The sequence below is a fragment of the Rivihabitans pingtungensis genome (assembly GCF_003201855.1).
GTDB classification, from domain to species: domain Bacteria; phylum Pseudomonadota; class Gammaproteobacteria; order Burkholderiales; family Aquaspirillaceae; genus Rivihabitans; species Rivihabitans pingtungensis.
This window is the reverse complement of the sequence record NZ_QJKI01000008.1, coordinates 1-17002: the sequence shown is the minus strand read 5'-3', so window position 1 is coordinate 17002 and position 17002 is coordinate 1. Positions and strand designations below refer to the sequence as shown.

The 17002-nt window shown below is 61.7% G+C and carries 16 protein-coding genes; 11 read left to right on the top strand and 5 right to left on the bottom strand.

Annotated features, from left to right (window positions below):
* Window positions 1–80 precede the first annotated feature (80 nt).
* The 6 genes from DFR34_RS07775 (at window position 81) to DFR34_RS16795 (ending at window position 4497) form a co-directional block, all read left to right on the top strand.
* On the top strand, window positions 81–2795 hold the full coding sequence (locus DFR34_RS07775) for a toprim domain-containing protein (RefSeq protein WP_110390589.1): 2715 nt from the start codon (window positions 81–83) through the stop codon (window positions 2793–2795).
* 138 nt (window positions 2796–2933) lie between these two features.
* Window positions 2934–3083 (top strand): hypothetical protein, encoded by a 150-nt coding sequence (locus tag DFR34_RS17095; protein WP_158281764.1) that lies wholly within the window; start codon window positions 2934–2936, stop codon window positions 3081–3083.
* Window positions 3084–3172: 89 nt separating this feature from the next.
* Complete coding sequence (locus DFR34_RS07770) at window positions 3173–3358, top strand: hypothetical protein (RefSeq protein WP_110390588.1); 186 nt, start codon at window positions 3173–3175, stop codon at window positions 3356–3358.
* A 37-nt stretch (window positions 3359–3395) separates the two neighbouring features.
* Window positions 3396–3659: a hypothetical protein gene (locus DFR34_RS07765; RefSeq protein ID WP_146215080.1), complete on the top strand. Its 264-nt coding sequence runs from the start codon at window positions 3396–3398 to the stop codon at window positions 3657–3659.
* A 60-nt stretch (window positions 3660–3719) separates the two neighbouring features.
* Complete coding sequence (locus tag DFR34_RS07760) at window positions 3720–4004, top strand: helix-turn-helix domain-containing protein (protein ID WP_110390586.1); 285 nt, start codon at window positions 3720–3722, stop codon at window positions 4002–4004.
* Between the two features lie 178 nt (window positions 4005–4182).
* Window positions 4183–4497: a DUF4884 domain-containing protein gene (locus DFR34_RS16795; RefSeq protein ID WP_146215079.1), complete on the top strand. Its 315-nt coding sequence runs from the start codon at window positions 4183–4185 to the stop codon at window positions 4495–4497.
* Window positions 4498–5809: 1312 nt separating this feature from the next.
* Here DFR34_RS16795 and DFR34_RS07735 read toward each other — a convergent pair.
* A complete protein-coding gene (locus DFR34_RS07735; protein ID WP_110390581.1) occupies window positions 5810–6820 on the bottom strand; it encodes a tyrosine-type recombinase/integrase in 1011 nt (336 codons plus the stop codon).
* Window positions 6821–7143: 323 nt separating this feature from the next.
* Here DFR34_RS07735 and DFR34_RS07730 point away from each other — a divergent pair, with 323 nt between their 5' ends.
* From DFR34_RS07730 to DFR34_RS07720, 3 genes are all read left to right on the top strand, one after another.
* Complete coding sequence (locus DFR34_RS07730) at window positions 7144–7461, top strand: hypothetical protein (RefSeq protein WP_110390580.1); 318 nt, start codon at window positions 7144–7146, stop codon at window positions 7459–7461.
* Window positions 7458–8006 (top strand): 5' nucleotidase, NT5C type, encoded by a 549-nt coding sequence (locus tag DFR34_RS07725; RefSeq protein ID WP_110390579.1) that lies wholly within the window; start codon window positions 7458–7460, stop codon window positions 8004–8006. The genes DFR34_RS07730 and DFR34_RS07725 overlap by 4 nt, the downstream gene beginning before the upstream one ends.
* A 93-nt stretch (window positions 8007–8099) precedes the next feature.
* Window positions 8100–9686, top strand: a complete 1587-nt coding sequence (locus tag DFR34_RS07720) for a GGDEF domain-containing protein (RefSeq protein ID WP_146215078.1) — start codon at window positions 8100–8102, stop codon at window positions 9684–9686.
* Window positions 9687–9767: 81 nt separating this feature from the next.
* Here DFR34_RS07720 and DFR34_RS07715 read toward each other — a convergent pair whose 3' ends face one another.
* The 3 genes from DFR34_RS07715 to parC all read right to left on the bottom strand — a co-directional run bounded on the left by DFR34_RS07715 (window position 9768) and on the right by parC (window position 14238).
* A complete protein-coding gene (locus DFR34_RS07715) occupies window positions 9768–10559 on the bottom strand; it encodes a DeoR/GlpR family DNA-binding transcription regulator (RefSeq protein WP_110390577.1) in 792 nt (263 codons plus the stop codon).
* Window positions 10560–11076: 517 nt separating this feature from the next.
* On the bottom strand, window positions 11077–11769 hold the full coding sequence (locus DFR34_RS07710; RefSeq protein WP_110390576.1) for an aspartate/glutamate racemase family protein: 693 nt from the start codon (window positions 11767–11769) through the stop codon (window positions 11077–11079).
* A 165-nt stretch (window positions 11770–11934) separates the two neighbouring features.
* Window positions 11935–14238: a DNA topoisomerase IV subunit A gene (gene parC, locus DFR34_RS07705; RefSeq protein WP_110390575.1), complete on the bottom strand. Its 2304-nt coding sequence runs from the start codon at window positions 14236–14238 to the stop codon at window positions 11935–11937.
* 117 nt (window positions 14239–14355) lie between these two features.
* Between parC and DFR34_RS07700 the strand changes: the two genes are divergently transcribed.
* On the top strand, window positions 14356–14817 hold the full coding sequence (locus DFR34_RS07700) for a GNAT family N-acetyltransferase (RefSeq protein WP_110390574.1): 462 nt from the start codon (window positions 14356–14358) through the stop codon (window positions 14815–14817).
* 82 nt (window positions 14818–14899) lie between these two features.
* Entirely contained in the window at window positions 14900–15460 is a 561-nt protein-coding gene (locus DFR34_RS07695) for a GNAT family N-acetyltransferase (protein WP_110390573.1), read from the top strand.
* Window positions 15461–15468: 8 nt separating this feature from the next.
* Here DFR34_RS07695 and DFR34_RS07690 read toward each other — a convergent pair whose 3' ends face one another.
* Complete coding sequence (locus tag DFR34_RS07690; protein ID WP_245906838.1) at window positions 15469–16818, bottom strand: sigma-54-dependent transcriptional regulator; 1350 nt, start codon at window positions 16816–16818, stop codon at window positions 15469–15471.
* Window positions 16819–17002: the final 184 nt, after the last annotated feature.

The following is a 17002-nucleotide window of genomic DNA, read 5'->3' as shown; positions in this document are numbered from 1 at the left end:
CCAACACCCCACAACCGATGACCTGACGACCCTGTTTTGCAGGGCCGCAGGACCCGTTTTGCCCGAAATTCGAGACCACCATGAACGAGCAGCTCAGACAACAGATCATCCAGCGCCTGGAACGGGACTATCTGTTCCGCGCCCCGCGCAACAGCGGGCAGTGGATGACGCACGGCAAATGCCCGAGCTGCGGGCAGACCGAGCTGTATATCTCGCACGCAAAACCATGGGTGGCTCGCTGCGGCCGCATGAACAAATGTGGCGCCGAGCTGCACATCCGTGATGTATACGCAGACCTGTTTGAGGACTGGAGCGCCAGATTCCCAAAAGTGCCTGAAAACCCCAATGCCACGGCTGATGCCTACCTGCGCGAAATGCGCGGGTTTGACCTGGAAAAAATTGCCGGATGGTATACCCAGGACAGCTATTACAACCCTGAGCTGCAACTCGGCTCGACCACCGTGCGGTTTGAGCTGCCGGGCATTGGCTACTGGGAGCGGATCATCGATAAACCCTGGCGGTTTGGCAAACGCAAGGCGACGTTCAGGGGCGATTATGGCGGAACCTGGTGGCAGCCTCCGTCGCTGTCTCTGCTAGGCCATACCGAGCTGTGGATTGTCGAGGGGATTTTTGACGCTATCGCGCTGTTGCATGCGGGCCAACCTGCGGTCAGCACGCTGAGCTGCAACAACTACCCCGAGCTGGCGTTGTCTGCGCTGGCCGAGCAATGCGCGGACAACAATGTGCCGCGCCCGAAACTGATCTGGGCCTACGACGGTGACCAGGCCGGCAAGGGGTTTACTCGCAAATTCTCAGCCCGAGCACGCGATGCGGGCTGGGTGTGCGGTGCTGCGCAACCGCGCGCCGGCGGCGCCAAAAAACGCGACTGGAATGACCTGTGGATAGCTGATGCGCTGGGCGAGGATGAGCGGCAGGACTACCTCTACCTGGGGTCGCTGCTGATTGCTCCGACCCCGGCGGCAAAATCGGCGCTGATGTACAGCCGCAATGGCTGGCAGTCGTTTTCGTTCGACCACGACAACCGGATGTACTGGTTCAAACTCGACCTGGAGCGCTACGGAAAATCGCGCGATACGCTGCGCGATGACTACCCCGACATGCCAGAGCAGGAGCTGATCGAGCGCGCACTGGCCGAGAGCCAGACGGTGACGGAGATCTGCAATTGCATGCCTGAGCCACTCTATTACATGCGCAATGAGATCACCGACGAGAGTTGGTATTACTTTCGCCTGAGATTTCCACATGATGGTATGGCGGTAAAAGGCACATTCACTGCGGGCCAGTTGGCCGCGCCGGCGGAGTTCAAAAAACGGATCCTGCACCTGGCGGCAGGGGCGATCTGGACGGGCAATGCCACGCAGCTGGACAAACTGCTGTCGCGCTGGGTGGAGGGCATCCGCGTGGTGCAGACCATCGATTACAGCGGCTATAGCCTGGAGCACCGCGCGTATGTCTACAACGACGTGGCGGTGGTGGACGGCAAGGTCGTCCCGCAAAACGACGAGGATTTTTTCGAGGCCGGCAAACTGGCGATCAAATCGCTGCAAAAATCGCTGCGCCTGCACATCAATCACGACCTGAAAAAATACTCACCACAGGACTGGTGGCCACGCCTGCACACCTGCTACGGCGCGCGCGGCACGCTGATGCTGGCGACGTTTGTGGCGAGCATGGTGGCTGAGCAGGTGCGCGAGCGGTTTGAGAGCCTGCCGTTTGTTGAGCTGGTGGGCGAGCCTGGCGCGGGCAAGTCGACGCTGATCGAGTTCCTCTGGAAACTCTTCGGCCGCGAGCAGTACGAGGGTTTCGACCCCATGAAAGGCACCACGGTCGGGTTTATGCGATCGATGGCCCAGGTATCTAATTTACCGGTGGTGCTGATTGAGTCGGACCGCGAGGACGACAGCGATGGCACGCGCGGGCGCCCGAAAACCCAGTTTGACTGGGACAGCCTGAAATCGCTGTACAACGGTGGGTCATTGCGCACATCCGGCGTTAAATCCGCTGGAAACGATACATACGAACCCCAATTTCGCGCATCGCTGATCATCAGTCAGAACGCGCCGGTGGCTGCAAGCCCGGCGATCATGGAGCGGATCATTCACATCTGGCTGGATAAATCTAACCAGACCGAGTCCGGCCGCGAGGCCGCGCTGGAATTGAGCCGCATGTCAGCCAGGGATGTCAGCGGGTTCCTGCTGAAAACGGCCATGGCCGAGGCATCCATCCTGCAGCTGATGGAGAGCCGGCTGCGCGGCTACGAGCGGGCCATCGCCCAGGCCGGCAGCCGCAACCTGCGCATCCAAAAAAACCATGCCCAGCTGATGGTGATGGTGGACGCGCTGGAGGGGCTGTTGCCAATCACGTCCCAGCAAATTGATGAGGCCAAATCTGCACTGGTGGACATGGCGCTGGCGCGCGAGCAGTCACTGCGCCGCGATCATCCGATGGTGGAGCTGTTCTGGGAGGTTTACGACTACCTGGACGGGGGCGACGACGCGGACTGCGATGCAATGCTCAACCACAGCCGGGATACAGGGCTGATTGCCATCAACCTCAACCATTTTGCCCAGTTGGCGGCCGAGCGCAAACAGGTGATCCCATCACTGACTGACCTGAAGCGCATTCTGCCAACATCCAAACGACATAAATTGATTGACAAAAATCGCGCAGTCAACAGCGCGATCCACGCGCGGCACAACGTCAACATCGGCGTCCACGGCCGCAAATTGCCCAGCACCGTCAAATGCTGGGTGTTCGAAGGGAGCCAAAAATGAGGGCATCCATTACCGGCCGCATGTCGGATGGCGTTGTGCAGGGGCTGCGCGCCCTGGGCGTGCGCATCCAGTTCATGCGGTTTGACCCGGAGTCCGGGTTGCCGGTGCATCAGTTATCCACAGGAGGAGCGTATGAGATTGAGCAGCAACAGAGCCGCCGAGCGCTGGCGGATTGTCGAGCATTGGGCGCTGGCGGGAGCGGCGCTGGTGGCCGGTGGCGCAGCGATGCTGGCGTTGATCGACCGCATGATGGTCGTGATTGCATGGGCCAACCGCGTGTTTGGCTAGGTGTCGCCACTGCCGGCCAGGGCAGCAGCGACGGACAACACCCACAGTGATTTTTGACAAGCCCGCCAGGCGGCGGGCAGGAGGACACCATGAGCAAACAGATTTTACCCCAACGCGGCGAACCCCGCGAAATCCGTGACCGGCGCCCGATGTCGGCGCTAACCGTGCCGGCAGATCAGGTGATTGCCGCAATGGCAGCGATGTCGGCACGACAGCGCAGTGTGCGCTCACGCTCGGCCTGGGTGGCTGAGATGCGCTATGTGGGGGGGCTGTGAGATGCAGTGCAATTGCAGAGAGCAAATTGAGGCCGCGATGGTTGAGCAATTAAAGGCCGAAAAACCTGATGCGGATTCGATTAATGCATCAATGAGTGGGTTTGGATTTACCCTGGTCGGCAATACGATCACGATGATCCAGATGACAACATGCAAAATCACATTCCGTGAAAAGGCTAAACGCTCGGGTGAATATAAGCCCCGCAGTAAATCCGTCAGCATCAGCGGCAAATATTGCATGTTCTGCGGAAAACTCGTCAAACCGACGGTGGATGATAAAGAAAAACAAATCCCATCATAAAAAACACCACGATTGACCTGTATTCTATTATTCGTCATAAATATTCGGATTGGACTCAAAATGAACAGCAATGAAATCCGCGCGTTGCGCAATTCAAAAAAAATGAATCAGGCCCAGTTCTGGGGGGCGCTCAATGTGACCCAGAGTTGTGGGTCACGCTATGAATCCGGCCGGAAAATCCCGACGCTGGTGCAGTTGATGATTGACCTGGTGCATGTCCGTGGCGTGGACCTCAATGCGTTGCCGAGTGCGGAGGATGTCCAGTTGCTGCATGTCATCCGCACCCAGCACACGGACCTGTACCACAACCTGAAAATGATTGTGGCAGCCAGCACGAATGGCTAAACCAGCGCTGAAAAGTTCACATCTGCCAGTGGGAAACACCGCTGGCAGTTTGTGAAGAATTATGTCCATTTGAGCATTAGCGGACAGCATGGATCGCTCACGTCATATGGGATTTACAGATGCACGGCGTGCAGCTTAACGAAACGCGGTGATTACCAGCCGCAGTTTGGGGTGTGAGATGAAAGAAAAGGCCATTTGGACTTTACTTACGGCGCTGTCATTATTTTTGGCTGCGTTTATGATCTTGGATGCAAATAGCGAGCCGGAAAAAAATAGGCGGGCACAGGAAGAGCAGGCCAGACGGACTCCTCATGTCATCCGTGAGGCGGATGGGTGTCGTGTGTATGCGTTTGAGGATGGCGGTCATCAACACTATTTCGTGCGCTGCGGGAATGATCGCACCACCACACATCGGCAATATGATGATTGTCGGCAGAGTGGAAAGTCCAGTTCGTGCAAAAAATCGTTTGAGGTGATTGAGGTCGCAGGATGAAAACACGAAATCACACTGGACACCCGTGCGGTGCGGGCCATCACCGCGCCAAACTCAGCAGCGCCCAGGTGGCGGAGATGCGCGCAGTGTATGCAGGATGGAAACAGGATGGCGATGGGCGTGGTTATGGCGCGCTGGCCAAACTGTATGACTGCGGACCGTCCACTGCCCGCGACATCATCACGCTGCGCACCAGGTGGGCGTCGTGATGGGGGCGGCAGATCCAGGGGTGGTGGAGTTGATCTCTGCCATCCAGCTGCTGACCAGGCAACTGGCCGTGGCCAACGGCGTGCCTGAGTTATGGACGGTTGATGACATGGCCAGCTGGTTGCAGCTGAGTGTGTCGTCGGTCAAACAGAGCGTCATCTGCCGGCCTGGGTTTCCGGCGCCGTTGATGCCAACTGGTGTGGACGGGGCGGCCAGACGCTGGCTGGCCAGCGAGGTGACGGCCTGGGCGACGCAAAATCGGGCGCGTTTGCCCAAGGGGAGGCCTGAACGATGACAGTAGTTGCCGTACTGTTTGCCCGCGCAGACTCGCACTACAAATCACTGCCCGGTTTGGATGTGTGGGATGAAGTTCGGGATGCGCGACGGTGGCCTGGTGGCGCTCCACTGGTGGCACATCCACCGTGCAGGCTGTGGGGGAAACTCCGCCAGTTTGCGAAATCATCTGATCCTCAGATGGAGCGGCAATTGGCCATAGATGCGATTTCCCATTTATGGCGATTTGGTGGCGTATTGGAGCACCCGGCAGGGAGCACATTGTGGGCGCATATGGGATTGCCACGACCTGGCAGAGCACCAGATTCGTTCGGCGGGTGGACCGCCCAGGTTCGCCAATGCGACTGGGGGCACCCGGCGGAAAAACTCACATGGCTGTACATCGTTGGATGCCACCCCGATGACATGCCAGCAATGCCGCCACCAGTGAAGCCCACCGCGTGCATCAAACCTCAACGTGGGGTGCCACGCACCCTGAAAATTGTGACAAAACCTGAGCGAGAGCTCACTCCACCACTGTTCGCAACCTGGCTAGTTGAGGTTGCACGTAGATGTGGCAAACGGAGGCAATATGAATGACCTGTTTGGACCAAAACCCAGGCGACCGCGTCGGCAGATGATGCATGTGTTTGATGCCGGTGACGCCTGCTCTGGCGCTGATGGTGACGAGGTGGTGATTGCGCGGTGCCGTTGCCTAGCCTGTGGCGGAGAAACCGAATGGATTGAATTCCACACAATGACGGAGGCCCGGCGCGGTATCCCGTGCCCGCAGTGTAATGGCCAAGGCTAGGAGAGCATTTGAGCATTACTACTACCCCAGCAGCTGGGCGAGCTGGCTGGCGCTGGGGTTGTAGTAGATCATCAGCGATTTGATGTCTCGGTGCCCGATCATCCTGGCTAACGCGAGCACATCAAGGCGATTTGCCAGCCGGGTGACGGCAGCGTGCCGGGTGTCGTGGAAATGCAGGTCGACGACGCTGGGTAGGCGCTCAGCAGCGCGTTTGCGAGCACGACGCCAGAGTGTGTCTAGCGATGCGGCGGTAATCGCAAAACACGGCCCATGAGCGCGTGGCAGTAGGTTGAGTATGTTGATGGCGGCAGTTGACAGGGGAACCTGGCGACTGTCGCCATTTTTTGTGTCCAACAACGTGATGTAGCGCTGCTCGAGCAGCACTCGATCCCATGCCAGCTCGGTGATTTCGCCAGCGCGCATGCCGGTTTCCATGGCAAACAGCATGGCCATTGCGATGTAGTGGATTTTTTTGGTTGGGGTGGCGCCAGGTTGGTAGTCCAGCGCAGTGAGCATGGCGTCGATCTCAGCCTGGCTGATGTCGCGGTCGCGCGCCGGCGGGTTGCGCGGCCGCCGCAGGCCGCGCACAGGGTTGATGGTGCATGCGCGGATTTCGACAGCGTGTGCGAACAGGGCTGACAGCAGGTTGAGCTCTCGGTTGACTGAGCTGGGTTGCACCTCGGTTAGCCGGCCATCGCGCCAGGTTGCGATGTGTTGCTGTGTAATACTGCTGGCGTACTCGCCGACCCAGGTGAGCTCTCGCGAAAATCGGGTCAGGCGGAGGCCCTCCTTTTCTGCCCCCTTTTTTTGTGGCAGGCGTTTGGCGATGTAGTCGTGGATCAGCTCGTATACCGTGATTTTTGCCGGCAGCTGGGTATGGTGGCCACGAGCATGGTCTGCACGGATGCGCGCCTCGATTTCCGTCGCCCAGGCAATGGCCTGGGCTTTGGTTGGCCAGGTGGCGCTGTCACGGATGCCGAGGATTGCAATCTCGGCGCGCCAGCCGTTTGAGCGTTTGCGGTAGTAGGCCATGGTGGTGGTGGCGTAATTTTGGCGTAATCGCTGTGAGCACAATTGTGCATGGTTGTGCGTTTTTGGCAGTCAATGCGCGGACAGAGACGTGCGAATGGTTGATTTTGTGCGGGATTGTACGCTGGTGGTGTGTGTTGTGGTATTGTTCGGAGCCTATTACCGGCACCATCCACTGCAAGCCTCCCCATTTTTGGTGAGGCTTGTTGTTTTTTGTGCCTATCTTGATCCGGCGCAAACATTCTGCCCGCCCGCCTCCTGTTCTCTGCTGGATTGTGCATACTTTTTGCACAGCTTCTGCCCATGACAGTCAACGCGAGGCCATCATGTCGGATTCCATACACGTCCTGCCTTTTTGCCGCCTGGGTCAGCAGTATCAGTGCCAGGCGCGCTACGGTTTTTTTCGCAACGGCATGCCCTGCTATTTGCTGGATATTCTCGACGCCAGCGGCCAGCCGGTGGTGGTGGCGCAGGTGCATCCACGCGATGCGGCACAGCCGCATCGACCAGAAGAGCTGGTTGCATTGATGGCCCGGGTGGCCGACAGCGACTGGCTGCGCGGCCTGGACGAGGTGCTGGCCCGCCGCGCCCGTGGCGAGCTGGCCCTGCCGGCGTGGTTCAATCTGGGTTTCGAGCAGTTATGACCGCCAGCGAGCCCGCTCATGTTTTGATTGATTTTGATGGTGTATTGGCGGATTTTGATCAAGGTTTTCTGCGTGTTTGGCGCACGGCCTACCCCGACCGCCCCTGGTTGCCGCCTGCCGCCCGCCGGCATTTTTACCTGCGCGAGGATTATCCGCCGGCCTGGCGCGACGCCGTGCAGGCGGTGATTGACGCGCCGGGGTTTTATCGCCAGTTGCCGGTGATGGCCGGCGCACAAGCCGCGCTGGCGGCGTTGGCGGCGCGCGGCTATCGGCTGACGGTGTGCACTTCGCCCGGCGCCACGCTGGCCGAGCGGCGCGCTTGGCTGGCCGAACATTTTGGCCCGGTATTGGCTCAAGGCATGCTCGCCTGCGCCGACAAAACCCAGGTGGACGGCGATTGGCTGATTGACGACAACCCGGCGCCGTCCGGCGCGCGCGCGCCGCGCTGGCGGCATATCGTGTTTGACCAGCCCTATAATCGCCACGTCCCCGGCCTGCGGCTGAACTGGCAAAACTGGGCGCAGCACTGGCCCGAATCGGGCTGAGTGTGGTCGGATGATGCAGTGCAAAAGCTGGTGTTTGCGCGCGTGCGCTGTTTAAATGAAAGCGTCTGCCTCATTTGCTGCAAAGGCCCGGCCATGAACCTGCCCGATCCCCCCTCTTTGTCGGCGCGCGCCACCGAACTGGAAACCGCCGCCGCGCCGCTGACCGCGCACTGGAACCCCTCGCTGGCCGCCCATGTGCTGTATCTGGCGCTGAATCTCAAGTGCATGGCCGACTCGCGCCAGCTGCCTCGCCTCTCTGAAGCGGCCAAGGGGCTGGTGCATTTTCTGCATCATCGCATGAACCAGGGCCATCACCCCGCCGACCTGCATTTTGCCGACGAGCTGCGCACCCGGCTGAACATGATTGTTCAGCACGCCGCGCCATCGGTGAAAGTCACCCCGATTGCCCACGCCAGCATCGGCCCGGTCAGCCTGCTGGCCCTGAGCGGCGACGATGCGCCGCTGGCGCGCCATCTGGCGCACTTTGGCATCCCTGTCGAGCGCTTCACCAGCCTGCCTGAGCTGGCCGAGGCAGCCAGCAAGCAGGTGCCGGCGGCGGTGATTGTGCTGGGCGACCCACACGCCCACGATAATCAGCTCTCGCATGCGCTGTCGGCGCTCAAGCACGCCATGCTGCCGGAAACCGTGCTGCTGATCCTGTCGCCGGACACCGGCTTTGAGGCGCGCCTGGCGGCGGTGCGCGCTGGCGCGCGCGGCTTTTTGCCGTGGCCCTGCCCGTTTAATGAAGTGCTGGACACGCTGACCCCGCTGCTGACCCGCGATGACCCGGTGCCCTTGCGCGTGCTGCTGGTGGAAGACCTGGAATCACTGGCCAGTTTTTACGCCTCGGTGCTGGCCGAGCGCGGCATCGACACCCGCGTGGTGAGCAATCCGCATACCCTGCTGGACACCATCATCACCTTCCGGCCGGATTTGATTCTGCTGGACATGGCGCTGCCGGGCTGCTCCGGCATGGAGCTGGCCGGGGTGATCCGCCAGCAACGCTATCTGGACAATATCCCGCTGCTGTTCATCACCAGCGAAAAACAGCGGCCGCGCCATCTGGACGCCCACGATATCGGCGTGGATGGCTTTTTGATCAAGCCAGTGCCGGCCGATGTGCTGGCGATGACGGTGATGGCGCGCGCGCGCCGTCACCGCCGGCTGGCTGGCCATATCACCACCGATGGGCTGACCGGCTTGCTGAATCACTCACAATTGCTGTCGCAGCTGGACATGGAACTGGTGCGCACCCGCCGCCAGCAGGAAGTCTTGTCGTTTGTGCAGCTGAATATCGACCACTTCAAGGACATCAACGACACCCACGGCCACCCGATTGGCGACCAAGTGCTGCGCACGCTGGCGCGCATCCTGCGCGAACGGCTGCGCCGCAGCGACATCATCGGCCGGCTGGGCGGCGATGAATTTGGTGTGATCATGCCGGCCACCGAGCCCGGTCAGGCCAAGGTGTTGATCGAAGAACTGGCCGCCGCGTTTCATCGGGTGGCGCACAGCGCCAACACGGCGACGTTCTGGCTGAGTTTTCGGGCTGGCGTGGCCTTTACCCGCGACGGCGGCGAATCGCGCACCCTGCTGGCCGAAGCGGCAGCAGCAGTGCAGCAGGCCAAGGCGCAGGGCGGCGGCGTGGTGGTGGCCGATAGCGTGTCGCCCGCAGCATAAAACACACACCCACAACACAACGCCCCGCAGGAATGCTGTTCCTGGCGGGGCGTTGTATTGTGGGGCGTCTGTTCGCTGCTCTTACTCTTCCGGCAAAATCGGCTCGCCTGCGCGCGCCACATGCAGGCGCACATTTTTATCGGCCAGAATCGGCGCCAGCTCGGCTGGCGGGTCGTCGTCGGTGAACACATCGTTCACTTCGCTGATGTGGCAAAGCTTCATCATGGCGTTGCGGCCGAACTTGCTGGAGTCCACTGCCAGATAGCGTTGGCGGGCGTTTTTCATCATCGCCTGCGCCGCGCGCACTTCGCGGTAGTCGTAGTCCATCAGCGAGCCGTCCAGGTCTACGCCCGAGGCGCCGACGATGGCGTAATCCACCCGAAACTGCTCGATCATGTCCAGCGTGGCCACACCGGTGATGCCGCCATCTTTGTGGCGCACCACGCCGCCGGTGATGATGATTTCAAAGTCTTGCCGGCGGGTGAGCACGGTGGCGACATTGATGCAGTTGGTGACGATGCGCAGGTGTTTGTGGGTGTTGCACAGCGCGCGCGCCACGGCCTCGATGGTGGTGCCGATGTTCATGAACAGCGAGGCGTCATCGGGGATGTGGCTGGCCACCAGTTCGCCGATGCGGGCTTTTTCGGCCTGGTGTTTGACCTTGCGCACCGAGTATTCCTCGTTTTCCACGCTGGGGCCAAGTGCAGCGCCGCCGTGAAAGCGACGCAGCAGGTTTTCTTCCGACAGTTGGTTGATGTCACGGCGGATGGTTTGCGGGGTGACGTCCAGACGGCGGGCGAGCTCTTCGATGGGCATGAAGCCGTTGGCGCGGATCAGCTTGAGGATTTGCTCGTGACGGGGCAGGCGGTTCATGGGAAAAGAAAAATGGGTCGGGAAAGACCGATTGGTTTTAGCACGAAAAACACCAGTGGCGCAAATCAGGGCGGGCGAGATGGCGCAAAACTGCAACTGGGGTTTTCAGATATGAACAAGTTGGCGGGCTTGGGTGAGGGGGGCGGAATATGCTGGGGGTGGATTTTGGGCGGGGCTTCGCCCCGCACCCGACCCCTTTTCTTTGTCTCGCCAAAGAAAAGGGGGAAAAGAAAGGCGACCCGGGCGCCGCGCCCTTCGGGTGCCCTGCGCTTCTCGAAAGTCAGGGCCGTCCCGGAATGGCGCGTCGGCTGCGCCGCCGCTTAGCCGGGCCGGAAACCTCCCTGACTTTCTGCGATGCTCGGCGCGTCACACGGGGGGGAACGGCGGCTAGGTGCGACGGGCTGTGTCTTTGAGCCGCTCACCAAACCATTCTGGCGTTGTTGCGCGGCCTTGCCGTACTGCTTGTACTGTCTGCGGCCGGATTTTTTGCCCCACGCTGCCGCGTGCAGCTGAACGCTTACGATTGCAGCGCCCAGTTCAGGCCGGCGTCTACATGCAGGGCGGCGGTGTCGTATAGCGGCAGGCAGGCGTCGTTGGGGCCCAGCAGCAGGCAGATTTCGGTGCAGCCCAGAATCACCGCTTGCGCGCCGTCGGCGGCGAGTTGTTGGATGATGCGCTGGTAGGTTTCACGTGAAACATTGTTGACCTCGCCCTGACAGAGTTCGTCAAAGATGATGCGATGCACGTCGGCGCGGGCGTCGGCGTCGGGGACGAGGATGTCCAGGCCGCGTTGGCGCAGGTGGTCAATCAGGAACGGTTGTTCCATGGTGTAGCGGGTGCCGAGCAGGCCGGCGCGGCGCACGCCAGCGGCCAGCAGGGCGTCGGCCACCACGTCACCGATGTGCAGCAAGGGCACGTCGATGGCGGCTTGCACTTGCTCGGCGATTTTGTGCATGGTGTTGGTGGCGATCAGGATAGCGTCGGCGCCGGCGTTTTGCAGCCCGGCGGCCAGTTCGGCCAGTTGCTGGCCGGCGCCGTGCCAGTCACCGGCTTTTTGGCGGGCGACGATCTCGGCAAAGTCCACGCTGGCCAGCAGCAGCTTGGCCGAGTGCTGGCCGCCCAGCCGGGCGCGCACGCCTTGATTGAACAGCCGATAGTAAACGGCGGTGGATTCCCAACTCATCCCGCCCAATACGCCCAGGGTTTTCATGGTGACGCCTTATGTGGATTGCAATGGCCACACTGTAAACGTCACTGGCGGCACTGCCCAGCCACAGTGGGTGTGGGGCTGTGCTGGTGCAAAAACAGCACAGCGCCGAAAACGGCGCTGTGTGGGGGGGGTGAAACTTCGGCGGTCAGATGGGTTTGGCGACGCTTAGCCCTGGGCGTCTCTCACACCCAACACCAGCCAGCGCTTGGGCGCTTCTTTGCCGCGTCGGCCGCGCTTGCCGATAAATTCATCCAGCGGCAGGCGCACTTCATCCAGGCGGCCAGAGCGGGGAATCTGCACAGTCAACAGCGCGCGGCCGCTGCTCACCACGCCCAGCGCCGTCAGCGTGTCGCCGTCGTCCAGCGCCAGCAATTGCAGGCCACGACCACGGCCCATTTGCTTGAGCTCGTCCAGGGCAAAGGCCAACAGGCGCGCCTGCTGGCTGACCACCAGCACGTGCGCGCTGGCGTGGTCTGGCGCCGGCACCGGGGGCAGTGCGCTTTCCTGGTCTTCGACGGTCAGGAAGGCTTTGCCGGCTTTGACTCGGCTGACCATGTCCTTGAGCTGGGCAATAAAGCCATAACCGCCGCTGCTGGCCACCAGATAACGGCTGTCGTCCTTGGCGGACAGCACCGCCACCACGCGGGCCTTGTCCTGAATGTCGATCAGCGAGCTCAGCGGCACGCCGTCGCCGCGCCCGGTGGGCACGTCGCTGCACGCCAGCGTGTAGCTGCGGCCACGGCTGTCCAGCGCCACCACGGGGTGAATGGTGCGGGTTTCCACTACCTGGCCCAGTGCGTCGCCATCTTTGAAGTTCAGCGCCGACACGTCCACATTGTGGCCGCTGCGCGCGCGAATCCAGCCATTGCGCGAGACAATCAGCGTCACCGGCTCGTCGGCGACGGTTTGCGTCAGCACGGCTTTTTCGGCGGGTTTGACTTCGGTGCGGCGGGCGTCGCCATAGCGGGCGGCGTCGGCGCAGATTTCTTCCGCCACCAGGTCGCGCCGGGCGGATTCATTGTCCAGCAGGTGATGCAGGGTTCCGGCTTCGCCGCGCAGGGCGTCCAGTTCTTTTTCCAGCTTGAAGCCTTCCAGCCGCGCCAGCTGGCGCAGGCGGATGTCCAGAATGTCTTCGGCCTGGATGTCGCTCAGGCCAAAGCGGCGCATCAGCTCGGGCTTGGGCTCGTCGGATTCGCGAATGACGTGGATCACATCCTCGATATGCAGGAACACCGTCATGCGGCCTTCCAGGATGTGGGTGCGCTGGTTCACCTTGTCCAGCCGGTGGCTCAGCCGGCGGGTGACGGTGTGCATGCGGAAATCCAGCCATTCGCTGAGGATGGATTTCAGGTCTTTCTGGCGCGGCCGGCCGTCCAGGCCCAACATCACCAGATTCATCGGCACATTGCCTTCCAGGCTGGTTTGCGCCAGCAGCAGGGTGATGAATTCGTCCGGGTCTTGCCGGCTGGATTTGGGTTCGAACACCAGCCGCACCGGCTGCTGTTGGTCGGATTCGTCGCGCACCCGGTCCAGCTGACCCAGCATCAGGCCCTTGAGGTTTTGTTGCTCGGCCGACAGCGCTTTTTTGCCGGGGCGCACCTTGGGGTTGGTCAGCTCTTCGATTTCCGCCAGCACTTTTTGCGCTGAGGTGCCCGGCGGCAGTTCGTTGACCACCACGCGCCACTGATTGCGCGCCAGCCGTTCGATCTGCCAGCGCGCCCGCACGCGCAGGCTGCCGCGTCCGCTTTGGTAGGCGGTGCGGATGTCGGCCGGCGGGGTGATGATCTGGCCGCCGCCAGGAAAATCCGGGCCGGGGATATAGGCCAGCAGCGCGTCCAGGTCCAGCTCGGGCTGGCGCAGCAGCGCCACGGCGGCGCTGGCCACCTCGCGCAGATTGTGCGGCGGGATTTCCGTGGCCAGGCCGACGGCAATGCCCGACGCGCCATTGAGCAGCACCATCGGCAGCCGCGCCGGCAGGAGCTGCGGCTCTTCAAAGGCGCCGTCGTAGTTGGGGACAAAGTCCACCGTGCCGTGGTCGATTTCTGACAGCAGCAATTCGGCAATCGGCGTCAGCCGGGCTTCGGTGTAGCGCATGGCCGCTGCGCCGTCGCCGTCGCGGCTGCCAAAATTGCCCTGGCCGTCGATCAGCGGGTAGCGCATGACAAAATCCTGCGCCAGCCGCACCATGGCTTCGTACGCCGAGCTGTCGCCGTGCGGGTGGTATTTGCCAAGAATCTCGCCCACCACGCGCGCCGACTTCACATGCTTGGCGCCAGCGGTCAGGCCCATTTCTTTCATGGCGTACAGAATGCGCCGCTGCACCGGCTTTTGCCCGTCGGCGACCTCTGGCAGCGCGCGGCCTTTGACCACGCTCATCGCGTATTCCAGATAAGCGCGCTCGGCGTAAGCATCCAGCGTCAGGGTGTCGCCGTCGGCTGGGACGGCGGAAGAGGCTAACAAGTCGTTCATGAACTCAGGACTTCACAGGGGGGGCGATGATACGATGACGGCCCCGGCCAGGCCGGGTTCCGGGCGGTTACCGCGTGATTGTAGCCGCACCCCGCCACAATCTCCATGAGACCCTCCATGACTGCTGACCTGAGCTGGCGCGTTTGCCGATTTTCTGAACTTACTGTGCACAGTCTGTACGCCGTGTTGCGCCTGCGCGATCAGGTGTTTGTAGTCGAGCAGGATTCGGTGTACGGCGATATCGACAACCTGGATCAGGACGCCTGGCATGTGCTGGCCTGCGCCGCCGACGGCGCCTTGCTGGCCTACGCCCGCGTGCTGGCGCCAGGGGTGAAAGACCCGCTGGCCGCCTGCATTGGCCGGGTGGTGGTGGCGCCGGCCGCGCGCGGGCTGGGCCTGGGCGGCGCGCTGCTGGACCAGGCGCTGGCGCTGGCCGGCGAGCAGTATCCGGGCGCGCCTTGGGTGCTGTCGGCGCAATGCGACAAGCAGGGGGTGTACGCCAGCCGGGGCTTTGTGGCCGAGGGCGAGCCGTATGACGATGGCGGCATTGACCATGTGACCATGCGCCGAGCGGCGTGAATGGATGGGCGGTGCTTCATGCACTTGCAATTGCCCGACGGGGCAGACATGATAAAGCCATGATTGTTTACAGGAGTTCAGCATGACCATGCCGGCCTTTGTCAAACCCCGCCAAGTGATTGGCCATCATTTGGTGTTGCGTGATGCCACACCGGCTGACGCCGAATTTATCGTGGCTTTGCGTACTGATGAGAGCAAATCCCGCTTTATTTCGAAAACTTCATCGGATGTCAGTCAGCAGGTAGCCTGGCTGGAAAAATATGCCCAGGACAATAGTCAGGTGTATTTCATCATGGAAGATCGCGAGCACAATCCGGTGGGTACGGTGCGTTTGTACGATCAACAAGGGGATTCATTTTGCTGGGGGTCGTGGGTGATTCGGGAAGGTTCGCCCAGCGGCTATGCCGTAGAGTCGGCGCTGATGGTGTATCAGTTTGCCTTGTCACTGGGCTTCACCCGTGCGCATTTTGACGTGCGCAAGGGCAATGAATCGGTGTGGAAATTTCACGAGCGTTTTGGCGCGGTGCGTACCGAAGAAACCGAGCTGGATTATTTTTATTCGCTCAGTCGTGAAGCCATCGACAAATCGCTGGCCAAGTACGCCAAATTCCTGCCTGGCGGCATTCAGGTGATTGCTGCCTGAGCGGCTTTTTAGCTGCGGAAATCCTCGGGCACAATGCCGTGGCGTTGCAGTTTGTCGTACAGCGTTTTACGCGGCGTGCCCAGCCATTCGGCGGTGCGCGTCACCTGGCCATCGCAGCGGCGCAGTGCGTCTTCGATCAGGTGTTTTTCTACTTGGTCGATTTGCTCGGCCAGCGAGGCGCGTGGGCCGATGGCTTGCCCCGGCAGGGCATCGCCGCCGGCCAGGCCATCGGGCAGGCCCAGCGCCCAGCGTTCGGCGGTGTTTTTCAGCTCGCGCACATTGCCTGGCCAATCGTGTGCCGACCAGCGCGCCAGATCAGCCGGCGTCCAGTCGGCTGGCGGGCGTTGGTAGCGGCGGGCGGCGTCGTGCAAAAACGCCGCCATCAACAGCGGAATGTCTTCGCGGCGCTGGCGCAAGGGCGGGATGTCCAGGCTGACCACGTTCAGTCGGTAAAACAAATCTTGCCGAAACTGCCCGGCCTCGGCGGCGGCGTGCAGGTTTGTCTTGCTGGCCGCCACCACCCGACAATCCACGGCAATGGGCGCATTGCTGCCCAGCCGCTCAATGCTGCGCTCTTGCAGCACCCGCAGTAATTTCACTTGTAGATTCAGCGGCATGGTTTCGATTTCGTCCAGAAACAGCGTGCCGCCGCTGGCGTATTCGATGCGGCCGATGCGCCGCTTGCCGGCGCTGGTGAAGGCGCCGGCCTCGTGACCAAACAGCTCGCTTTCAAACACGCTGTCCAGCAGTGCGCCGCAGTTGATGGCGACAAACGGCCCGCGCCGGCCGCTGGCGTCGTGAATCGCCCGCGCCACCACCTCTTTGCCCACCCCGGTTTCGCCATTGAGCAGGATATCCACCCCACTGGGTGCCAGGGTGCTGACCAGCTGGCGGATGCGCTGCATGGCTGGCGCCTGGCCGATGATGCGCTCTACCCCGGCGGCGCCCAGCCGCTCGCGCAGCCGGCGGTTTTCTTGTTGCAGCGCGTGTTGCGCCAGCGCGCGCCGCGCGGCGCTGACCAGCCGCTCAGACGGAAACGGCTTTTCAATAAAATCCTGCGCGCCCTCGCGCATGGCCTCCACCGCCATCGCCACATCGCCATGGCCGGTGATCAACAGCACCGGCAGCTCGCGGTCGATCTGGCGCAATTCGCGCAGCAAGGTGAGGCCATCGCGGCCGGGCAGGCGCACATCGCTGATCACCAGCGCCGGGCGCGCGCCCTGAGTCAGCGCCGCCAGCATGCTTTCGGCGTCGGCAAAGCCGCGCACGGCAATATCGGCAATCGCCAGCGCCTGCTCGCAGCCTTTGCGCACGGCGCGGTCGTCTTCGATCAAAAACACTTCAGGGGGCATCAGCATGGCGGTCGCGTGCAATCCAAAGAGGCGTGTGTATCCTAGTAGCCAGTCACGTTGAAACGCGAGGATAAAGACGAGCCAGCTTACGCCGAGCATCCTGAGTGGAGAACTTCCACTTGATGGGGATGGCTTTGGCGTTGCGTTCACGCACATTGGCCTCAACCTCGCGTCGCAACGTTTCTTCATC